Origin of the sequence: Rhodoferax sp., assembly GCF_028689295.1 — a bacterium.
Taxonomy (GTDB): domain Bacteria; phylum Pseudomonadota; class Gammaproteobacteria; order Burkholderiales; family Burkholderiaceae_C; genus Rhodoferax.
On sequence record NZ_JAQTWL010000064.1, the window covers coordinates 1 to 3,254 of the forward strand.

The window sequence follows — 3,254 nt, forward strand, 5'->3', positions numbered from 1 at the left end:
CCAACAACGATTTGAGGCTGACTACAAGCAAGAACCAAGTGGCGTGGCAGACAAGCTCAACAGTTTTTCAAAGCGTTTGCAATACGCTGCGGATCGCAGGAAGCCGCATTGGGTGAGTGATGGTCACCTGGGTCACGCGCCAGGCTTGCGCATGGGGCTCGATTCTTGAAGAATCACTATGGATTCATTGCAAAAGATTGAGAACTACCTCGTTGCCAGAGGCTGCGACATCCACAAAGTCAAAGACCATTTGGTCGAATTTCGTCTGCCCGGTGAAACCAGTCGAACGCCCGGTGGCCGACTGTCCCTGGCACGGGACGGTACTTTGAAAATATGGCATCGTTACGCAGAAAAAGGACTCGCAGCGGGTGAGCCTTGGCTTGCCGCAGGCGACATCCCTCTTGGAGACAAATCGACCCCGGCGCTCCGGGCGCATGTCGACCAGCTGACCGTGCACCAAGAACTGACGGCACTGAACAAAGTACCCAAATTTTCGTCTATACCAGGGCAACTGCGCTCGTATGACCCCGAAAAGGTATGGCGAGCGGCTGATGCATCCTTGCAGGCGGCTGGTCTGATTCCGTCGCGCTTGCACGGACGTTACTGCGATGGCCCGGATCAAAAACCAGTCTACAAGCTGCTGGTGTCGAACGACGGCCTGGCAACCGCTTTTTCGTTTCGTGGCGACATCGATCTCCCTGCACCATGGCGGGAAGGCAGGCCAACCAGTGATGGCAAGAAAACCATGTTTGTCACGGGACGCGATTTGGGGCTGGATGGCGATCTTGCACCACCCCGGTCTTCACCTGCTTTACCGCGCCCGGTGAAAGCGTCTGAATTTAATCCGGTCGATCTGGACTTGAATCGAGACACCATCAATTCATGGATGGCTGCTGAAATCCCGCCCGCTGATCATAGGCACCTTGTCAAAGGTAATGCCACTTTGGATGGCTCGGATTTGCGGGTGTATCCCAGGCATCATAGATATGCCGGTACGATGATGGTTCCCATGTTTCGCCCTGATCCGATGGGCAGGCGAGACACGGTGGAGCTGTGCGGGGTGCAACACCTGATGCCCAAGGTTACGTTCGGCACCGACAAGTTCATGGCCAAAGGTTCTCGGACAGTTGGCGCCTTTGTGCCTTTCCCTGCGCCTGATTCGTTAATGAGAGCAATGACTGGCGATTCGCTGGCTTCGCTACAGGCATGGCTGGCAGTCGCTGACAAAACGAAGTCGCTGGTGATCTGTGAAGGAGTGGCAACAGGACTTGCGATTCAACAAAGCGGTGCAGGCAACACGCTTTGCGCCTTGTCGTCAAACAATGTGATGGCAGTCGCCAAATGGGTCAAGAATGCCGGCCTTTTCGATTCATTTCCGGGTGTCGTGATCGCGACTGACCACGACATCGGCCGTGACGCGGCTGGAAGACTGAAGTCAAACGCCATCCCGAGGGCGTTGGAAGCGGCCAAGGTGACGGGGTTCGCTTTGGCCGTGCCTCCTGCGGCAAGTCAAGTTGGCACTGATGCGCGAGACCTGCTCGGCCAAGGTGGCTCCCAGGCCGTTCGCGACTACATTGCCAGCGCTGCACCGGCTGCTGATGTTGAAAAAGCGCGACCCGACATCTTTTTGTCGACGAACGTAAATCAGCTTGCCAAAGAACCAGAATTCGAGCGGTGAGCCTGGCTGAAGCAGGTTCGGAAGATTCCTTGATTAGCCATAAATCCGACAAGACAGGCTGTAATCCTGCAGGTTTCAGACATATCTACCCTCTGCGCCCGACGAATCAGCACAAAATCCGACAAGTCTTATTTTGCAGAATAAAACACTTTTCCGACAAAAAGTGTCACAATAATACAAATATCAGACAAATATTAAGTGATCGACATGGCAATCAAACAAAAATCCGACGTTTCTCAGCCTGAGCTTCTGTTCACGGGTAAAGGCGACCCCGCTGCAGACCGCAAGGTCATTCGGCTAGCCAGTGACGGGTTACTGTTGAAGCTGTACCAGGGTATCTATACGAGCAACCTGGCCAGCCCCCCTGAATCGGTCGTACTCCGTCATTGGGCGAGTATTGTGAGCCATCTGTTGCCTGACGGAGTTCTCAGCTACCGCAGCGGGTATGACGCAAAGCCTGTCGAGGGCCGTATTTATGTGACGCGCGGTGATCGGCCGCGAACCCTGGAGTTGCCGGGCCTCGCCATCAAGCTTATCCCAGGACCAGGCGCAGTTGAGGGTGACACGCCCTACAAGGGCTTTTTCCTGGCCAGTCAATCTCGCTGGTTGTTGGAAAACCTGGCAATTGGCCGCGGTGTAGGTGAGCGAACTCTTTCTCAGGAAGTGCTTGAGTCGGAGCTCGACAAGGTTCTTTCAATTCGTGGGGAGTACCGATTCAATCAACTCCGGGATACCTGCCGCACGCTGGCGGAAAAATTGGGCCGGGAAAAAGAGTTCAAGCGCCTGGATGGCATCATGGGCGCCATGTTGGGGACCCACGAGAGCAAAAAGCTGCACAGCAAACAAGCGATTGCCCGCGCCGCCGGACGCCCCTATGATCCAAACCGTCTTGCCCTTTTCGACACACTGTTCAGCCGCCTGCGAATGGAGGCTTTGCCGGAGGTGGCCTCCACCGCGGAAGCGGGGGTATCACGCGAGAACTTCGCGTTCTTCGAGTCGTACTTCTCGAACTACATTGAGGGCACCACCTTCCTGGTCAGCGAGGCCGAGGAAATTGTGTTTGAAGGCAAGCTCATCCCGAACCGAACAGAAGACTCCCACGACATTCTGGGAACCTTCCAGTCTGCAATGCGAGCCCCCTGGCGCGACCAGCCGGCCAGCACGGCTGACGACTTCCTGGGCTGGCTAAAAAACGTCAACGCGCTGGTCATGCAGTCCCGACTGGACAAAAACCCTGGGGAGTGGAAAAACCAAAACAACCAGGCAGGGTCGACGCTATTTGTGTCACACGAGTTCGTTCAGGGCACGCTTCGTGAGGGCTTCGAGCGGATTCGCGCGCTGGAGGACCCCCTCGCTCGCGCACTGATGACCATGTTCGTGATCTCCGAGGTTCACCCCTTCAAAGACGGTAACGGAAGAACGGCGCGACTTGCTATGAACTGCGTGCTGAGCGCGGCAGGCCGGTCACGCATCATCGTGCCGACGGTCTATCGCGAAGATTACCTGTTGCCGCTGAAAAGCCTGTCGAACCATGCCGACGCAACGCCCTACATCCGAGCCATGACCCGTATCCAGG

The 3,254-nt window shown here is 56.0% G+C and carries 2 protein-coding genes; both read left to right on the plus strand.

Annotation, left to right across the window (positions count from 1 at the left end):
* The first annotated feature begins 178 nt into the window (after positions 1 to 178).
* Positions 179 to 1,678: a toprim domain-containing protein gene (locus PHF15_RS16800; protein WP_300123008.1), complete on the plus strand. Its 1,500-nt coding sequence runs from the start codon at positions 179 to 181 to the stop codon at positions 1,676 to 1,678.
* Between the two features lie 207 nt (positions 1,679 to 1,885).
* A partial coding sequence (locus PHF15_RS16805; protein WP_300123009.1) for a Fic family protein occupies positions 1,886 to 3,254 on the plus strand: 1,369 nt, incomplete at its 3' end.

What these genes read in the sequence shown, in the direction of transcription:
- PHF15_RS16800 (WP_300123008.1), top strand. Translation starts at nt 179, where the DNA reads ATGGATTCATTGCAAAAGATTGAGAACTACCTCGTTGCCAGAGGCTGC.